We start from the raw sequence: 5,646 nt of genomic DNA, 5'->3' as shown, positions 1-5,646 counted from the left end.
ACGAAAGTACCTGAACCGACCACAATATTTGGGAGTTTATTAGCCTTTGGTGTTCTCTTAACTAATTTAGTGGTCAAGCGTAAAGGAAATTACAGCAAACTGACTTGAAAGTGCTGAGTGCTGAGTGGGGAGTGGTGGGGGATGAGGGAGATGAGGGAGTGAGGGAGTGAGGGAGTGAGAGACAAGAATTAATAACCAATGCCCAATTCCCCATTCCCCATTCCCCATTCCCCATTCCCTAAATTCCTGCACCATCAAGAAAATCTTCAATTATCCCATCAGAATTATTGCTCTTAGGGTTGTCGGTTGGTTCGTCGTCAAGCTCAGTTGGGGACAAACTTAATTGTTGCAATTCCTCGAACTGTTTCTCTAGTGCCTTGACGCGTTCAAATAAAGCGCGGATGACTTCAGCTTCTATGTCGCGTAGTTTATCATGATCTAGAACATTGGTAGCTAAGTTGTTCTGACGAGTCACGCGCCCTGGAATCCCCACTACAGTAGTGTTACTGGGGACGTCTCGTAGCACCACAGAACCGGCTCCAATACGGACGCGATCGCCAATTTGAATATTTCCTAATACCTTCGCGCCCGCTCCCACAACTACATGAGAGCCTAAAGTTGGATGGCGTTTGCCACTTTCTTTCCCAGTCCCGCCAAGGGTGACACCTTGATAAATCAGGGCGTGATCGCCCACGATCGCAGTCTCGCCAATCACTACTCCCATCCCGTGGTCAATAAACACTCCCTGGCCAATTAATGCCCCAGGATGAATTTCAATTCCGGTTAAAAACCTACTAATATGAGAGATGAGCCTTGGTATAAAGGGAATTCCAATTTTATAGAGCCAGTGGGCTAATCGATGAAACACTAAAGCCTGAAGTCCAGGGTAACAGAACAATACTTCTAGCCAGTTACGGGCTGCTGGGTCACGCTCAAAAATGGTTCGCAAATCAGTTAGTAGCATACTCTGTTAAGGTTTTCGTTGGTATGTGAGGCTCTGAAAACAGAAACTCATGATAATTCCCACAAAAAGATCAAATCATTTATGGGAATTGTGTAGGATAATAATCTACGGTAAGCCGATAGGATAGAGTGTTTTTGCGGGTAGTTAAGTGGGATGCTATCACATTCCACACTTTGAAAAAATTAATTTCGCATAAACTGCGATAAGTCCCCCAATTCACCGTAGTATATTGAGTACAGCCTTGAATAGCCAAAACTACGCTCTCTTGGATCTCTCTTCCAAAGTGGAATACGCGCTGCTGGCACTCTTAGAACTGGCAAGCCACCACGGGAAAAAACTTCCTTTAACCATGAGCGAGATCACTGCCAAGCAACCCATACCTGAGCGCTATCTGGAACAAATTTTGACCAACCTCCGGCGTGCTGGTGTGGTGCAGAGTCAACGCGGCTCTAAAGGAGGTTTCGTTTTAGTTCGTGAACCTTGGCAGATTACAATACTTGAAATTGTCACTTTGGTAGAAGGCGAGCGGAAAGAGAAAGATACTTCTGACTCTCCGACTCTGGAAAAGACTCTGGTTTATGAAGTTTGGGAGCAAGCTAACGCTGCCTCAATTGAAGTTTTGGGTCGTTATACACTCCAAGACTTGTGCCAGGAAAGAGAAACTCGCGCACAGCAAAGTCCAATGTATTATATTTGACACGACGGAGTACCCACATGCGGATAGCCAAAGATATCACAGAGTTAATCGGTCGAACTCCTTTAGTTCAATTAAATAAGATTCCCCAAGCTTCAGGAGCGGTTGCTCAGATTGTGGTGAAGCTAGAAAGCATGAATCCAGCATCTTCTGTCAAAGACAGGATTGGCGCGAGTATGGTGGAAGCGGCACAAGAAGCAGGCTTAATTCACCCTGGAAAAACCGTTTTAGTAGAGCCGACTTCTGGAAATACAGGAATTGCGCTGGCGATGGTAGCAGCCGCCAAGGGTTATCATCTTATTCTAACGATGCCTGACACAATGAGCCACGAAAGACGATCCATGCTCAAAGCTTATGGCGCTCAACTAGAGTTAACGCCAGGGGTAGAAGGGATGCGAGGAGCGATCGCTCATGCAGAGGAGATTATAGCTAAAACGCCCAATGCTTATATGTTGCAGCAGTTCCGCAACCCTGCTAACCCGAAAGTTCACGCCGAAACCACAGCAGAAGAAATCTGGGATGATACCGATGGAGAGGTAGATATTCTTGTGGCGGGAGTAGGTACTGGTGGGACGATTACGGGAGTTGCACAAGTTATTAAAAAACGGAAGCCGAGTTTTCAAGCGATCGCAGTTGAACCAAGCAACAGCCCAGTATTAGCAGGTGGTAAATCAGGGCCTCACAAAATTCAGGGTATCGGCGCAGGATTTGTCCCAGCAATTTACCGAAAAGAACTGGTGGATGAAGTGATTCAGGTAGCGGATGAGGAGGCGATCGCTTACAGCCGTCGCCTCGCAAAAGAAGAAGGATTACTATCGGGGATTTCTACTGGTGCTGCGTTGTATGCTGCTGTTCAAGTAGCACAACGACCAGAAAATGCAGGTCGCCTAATCGTCATGATACAGCCCAGCTTCGGCGAACGCTACCTCAGTACTTCACTGTTTAAAGACCCAGAGGAAAATGAGTGGTTGAGCAAAGTTTAATTGTAAGAATTCAGGAGCAAAGCCAAAGAAGCTCCGGTCAGAATTCAGGATTTAGAATAGTTAGAGAATCAGAAGAACATTTGATCAATAAATATACAAATTATTCTAGATTCCTTATAAATTCTGACCGGAACTAACGGAAACGTCTCTGGCTTTGCTCCTGACCAGAAAGAAAAAGGTACAGAGCAAGTAAATTTATTTATGGAAAATAAAAAATATGTATGTAGTGACACGTAGTGCAAGAAATACTACATCAGTGGACTCAAGCAAGCGCATTTCACTTTAATAAAGTTGCTGATTTAGCTGAAGAATTTCCAGCGATCGCAATTAATTAGGACTTACGCAAAAAGTACTAAAAATCTTAATTTATCGAACCGCCAAGAACGCCAAGAATCGTAGAGTTTGCGTAAGTCCTATTAATAAAAAACTCCACGCCACTTGCGGGATGGAGTTTTTGGGCATGGGGAATAGGGCATGGGGCATGGGGAAGAGTCACCAATGCCCAATGCCCAATGCCCCAAGTCGGCGGGCGGCTATCCCTCTCCACGCCACTTGCGGGATGGAGTTTCCCGCCGACTTTCAATAAATCGAATGCAAGATGCCTATAATAGCACCTCGCATTTGCATAATTTCTTATTTTTATCTGGCGAGAATCATGAAACGCTCATCACGATCAAGCAATGACATAAAAATCGTTGTTAGTTAGTGACACTCCACCAAATAATTGTGCAAATTTTACCTGAGTAAACGCATCTCGACTGCCATCTTGATCGAAATACAATGCACCTGTAGTGTCATCATAGATAAATCGGTGAGCGATCGTGGTTGCAGATGTTCCAAGGGTAAACTGACTAGCAGAGAGGAAATATAGTGATAACCCCCCACCAAAACCAGCAGCCGATACCTGAATAAATTCATTATTTGCGTTGAAGTCATAAATACTATCAACGCCTTCATTATAACTATTGAAAGCAAAGGTATCAGCACCATTTCCTCCATAGAGGGTATCATTACCGTTCCCACCCATCAGGAAATCACTCCCAGCACCACCCTTGAGAGTGTTATTGCCAGAAGCGCCAGAGGCAGAGAGGAAATCATTGCCATTGCCCCCATCAAGTAGATTATCGCCTTACAACAACTCCAAGGATGACGTACCACCTGAACTTCTGCAAATCTCACCACACCCCAATTGCGTTCTAAGAAAAAACGGTTACGGATTTTATCATCATCAACATCAATGCAGTGGTGAGGTTTACCTGTATCTCCAGCATAAGGTTCATCAATCTCAATATCGAGAGCTAACCCAGAAGATTGATGGTAAAGGATAAAATCGGCCGAGTAGCGTTGAGGATAACCTGGAATCTCAAACTCAACCGCTTGACAGATAAGATTTCCTGGAAACGCACACAGTAAATGGCGAAAAAACTCCTTTTCGCTCACACCTTGCTTGGCTGTACCATTCCCATCTGGTAATGCAACGCATCCTTGAAGCAACGCTTTTAGATACCCCTTTCCTTGATCGTTGTTAGTAAAGCGCCTTGCTAGTGGTGGATAAAGAATAACCGGATAATAGCCAGTAGACATTAGTACTTATCAGGCTGCTCGTGTTTAATAATTTTTATTCGCAAGTATCAACCCTAATTGTAATCAAGAAAACTCATCTCAGATACTGACCAAGTGCATAATAATACTATTCACCGTGACCTGAAACCCCCTAATCTCATCCGCCGTCAGCAATATGAATACTTGATTAACGGAGATACCCATGAAAGAATTAATGGAACAGCCTTCATCTTGGCTACCAAATGGAATAAAACTTAATCTTTCCGATCAGTTTCGTCCTTTTTCTTTTACTGAAGAGTTACAAATTCGTTTAGAGGAACTATTAGAAAAAAATAAAGAAAATTTACTCAATCCAGATGAACAAGCAGAATTAGCTGGTTTATTGGAATTAGAAAAAATCTTTAGTTTTATCAACGCTAAACTTGCGTCTTAATTGTGGTTATCAACAATTTTCTTCGCTTAAACGTCCGTAAAAGGGCAAAATACTTATGCGAATATTGTCACTCTCCAGAACGCTCAAATGCAACACCCTTTACAATTGATCACATTATTCCTCAATCTTTAGGAGGAACAGACGATCTCAATAATTTGGCTTTAGCTTGTCATCGTTGTAATCAAAGACGGTATAATTTTACAACTGGGATTGATCCAGAAACACAAACAGAAGTTCCATTATTTAATCCGAGAAATCAAAATTGGTCAGAGCATTTTATCTGGACACAAAATGGGTTAAATATCATTGGAACAACTCCTATAGGTCGTGCAACTTGCAGTCGTTTTGATTTTAATGATCGAGACCACGATGATGGGTTTATTCTAAATTCCCGTCAACTTTGGTTAACAGCAGGTTGGCATCCACCTATTGATGATCTACGTCAATAATAAAAGAATATCCATCTTAATAAACACTAATAAATTAAACTTTTTAGGGTATTTGTGTGAGGGTTTGGAATCCTAGCCATTGACAGATAAACTTGCTGCGCTTGTTCCCCAGACGCGCTATCGCGCCATTGTTTCTGGCGTTAAGCAAGCAACATTTATGCAAACATTGACAAAAACTTCAACTTCACCTGACTCAACTACTTCTACTTATCAAAATCCTCAGCCTACACAAAAGGTCACTTCCAATTTATCTTTCAATACTAATTTAGATTCAGGCACTATAGCTATCTTAGAACAGATTGAAGCTGAATATGAATACTATCAAGTTTGTGAGGAGTGGTAGTCATGAATTTAGCACTCGCTCAACAATCCTTAGCAGGACTTTCCCAAACTGCTGCTCATCTCTGGGAACAGCTAACTAATTGTCAGACTCCTGAAGAAGAAGCTGAGATCATCACCGCTATTTGGGAAACTCAGGAAGTTCAGGAAGAAGTTGTTGATATCCAAGCAGAATTAGCATTGCAACTGGATGCTGAAATAGCGGCTATTAAGCAACGACT

At 42.8% G+C, this 5,646-nt stretch carries 11 protein-coding genes and 1 pseudogene; 8 read left to right on the top strand and 4 right to left on the bottom strand.

All coding sequences use genetic code 11. The annotated features are described in order from the left end of the window. A partial coding sequence (locus LC574_RS39205) for a PEP-CTERM sorting domain-containing protein (protein ID WP_368736727.1) occupies positions 1–108 on the top strand: 108 nt, incomplete at its 5' end. Here LC574_RS39205 and LC574_RS23690 read toward each other — a convergent pair. Together LC574_RS23690 and cysE are read right to left on the bottom strand one after the other, a co-directional pair. Then, positions 74–235 carry a hypothetical protein gene (locus tag LC574_RS23690; RefSeq protein ID WP_229456014.1) on the bottom strand — a complete coding sequence of 54 codons (162 nt, stop codon included), beginning with the start codon at positions 233–235 and terminating at the stop codon, positions 74–76. The two genes, LC574_RS39205 and LC574_RS23690, sit on opposite strands and share 35 nt — an antisense overlap. 3 nt (positions 236–238) lie before the next feature. Then, on the bottom strand, positions 239–964 hold the full coding sequence (gene cysE, locus LC574_RS23685; protein WP_229456013.1) for a serine O-acetyltransferase: 726 nt from the start codon (positions 962–964) through the stop codon (positions 239–241). A gap of 229 nt (positions 965–1,193) precedes the next feature. On the opposite strand from cysE, the gene LC574_RS23680 reads away from it, so the two are divergent. From LC574_RS23680 to LC574_RS23670, 3 genes are all read left to right on the top strand, one after another. Further along, the gene (locus LC574_RS23680; RefSeq protein ID WP_229456012.1) at positions 1,194–1,661 is read left to right on the top strand and encodes an Rrf2 family transcriptional regulator; all 468 of its coding nucleotides are present in this window, start codon (positions 1,194–1,196) and stop codon (positions 1,659–1,661) included. Positions 1,662–1,678: 17 nt separating this feature from the next. After that, positions 1,679–2,641 (top strand): cysteine synthase A, encoded by a 963-nt coding sequence (cysK, locus tag LC574_RS23675; RefSeq protein ID WP_229456011.1) that lies wholly within the window; start codon positions 1,679–1,681, stop codon positions 2,639–2,641. 474 nt (positions 2,642–3,115) lie between these two features. Continuing rightward, positions 3,116–3,325 carry a hypothetical protein gene (locus LC574_RS23670; protein ID WP_229456010.1) on the top strand — a complete coding sequence of 70 codons (210 nt, stop codon included), beginning with the start codon at positions 3,116–3,118 and terminating at the stop codon, positions 3,323–3,325. Here the strand turns inward: LC574_RS23670 and LC574_RS23665 are convergent. Then, entirely contained in the window at positions 3,315–3,671 is a 357-nt protein-coding gene (locus LC574_RS23665) for a hypothetical protein (RefSeq protein ID WP_229456015.1), read from the bottom strand. The two genes, LC574_RS23670 and LC574_RS23665, sit on opposite strands and share 11 nt — an antisense overlap. Beyond that, a complete protein-coding gene (locus tag LC574_RS23660) occupies positions 3,668–4,225 on the bottom strand; it encodes a hypothetical protein (RefSeq protein WP_229456009.1) in 558 nt (185 codons plus the stop codon). The genes LC574_RS23665 and LC574_RS23660 overlap by 4 nt, the downstream gene beginning before the upstream one ends. Before the next feature lie 181 nt (positions 4,226–4,406). Here LC574_RS23660 and LC574_RS23655 point away from each other — a divergent pair, with 181 nt between their 5' ends. The 4 genes and pseudogenes from LC574_RS23655 to LC574_RS23640 all read left to right on the top strand — a co-directional run. Next, complete coding sequence (locus LC574_RS23655) at positions 4,407–4,637, top strand: hypothetical protein (RefSeq protein WP_099068956.1); 231 nt, start codon at positions 4,407–4,409, stop codon at positions 4,635–4,637. A 2-nt stretch (positions 4,638–4,639) separates the two neighbouring features. Then, positions 4,640–5,086, top strand: a complete 447-nt coding sequence (locus LC574_RS23650) for an HNH endonuclease (protein WP_229456008.1) — start codon at positions 4,640–4,642, stop codon at positions 5,084–5,086. 79 nt (positions 5,087–5,165) lie between these two features. Further along, positions 5,166–5,429, top strand: coding sequence for a hypothetical protein (locus tag LC574_RS23645; protein WP_229456007.1), 264 nt, complete (start codon positions 5,166–5,168; stop codon positions 5,427–5,429). A 2-nt stretch (positions 5,430–5,431) separates the two neighbouring features. Further along, positions 5,432–5,646, top strand: a pseudogene (locus tag LC574_RS23640) (hypothetical protein); the annotation flags it as partial.

The organism is Nostoc sp. CHAB 5715 (assembly GCF_020829685.1).
Taxonomy (GTDB): domain Bacteria; phylum Cyanobacteriota; class Cyanobacteriia; order Cyanobacteriales; family Nostocaceae; genus Nostoc.
The sequence above is the reverse complement of the archived record's forward strand: the minus strand, read 5'-3'. Positions and strand labels throughout refer to the sequence as shown.

Coding starts and splice junctions, on each gene's coding strand:
- LC574_RS23655 (WP_099068956.1), top strand. CDS start 4,407: ATGAAAGAATTAATGGAACAGCCTTCATCTTGGCTACCAAATGGAATA.
- LC574_RS23690 (WP_229456014.1), bottom strand. CDS start 235: ATGGGGAATGGGGAATGGGGAATGGGGAATTGGGCATTGGTTATTAAT.
- cysK (WP_229456011.1), top strand. CDS start 1,679: ATGCGGATAGCCAAAGATATCACAGAGTTAATCGGTCGAACTCCTTTA.
- LC574_RS23660 (WP_229456009.1), bottom strand. CDS start 4,225: ATGTCTACTGGCTATTATCCGGTTATTCTTTATCCACCACTAGCAAGG.
- LC574_RS23670 (WP_229456010.1), top strand. CDS start 3,116: ATGGGGCATGGGGAAGAGTCACCAATGCCCAATGCCCAATGCCCCAAG.
- cysE (WP_229456013.1), bottom strand. CDS start 964: ATGCTACTAACTGATTTGCGAACCATTTTTGAGCGTGACCCAGCAGCC.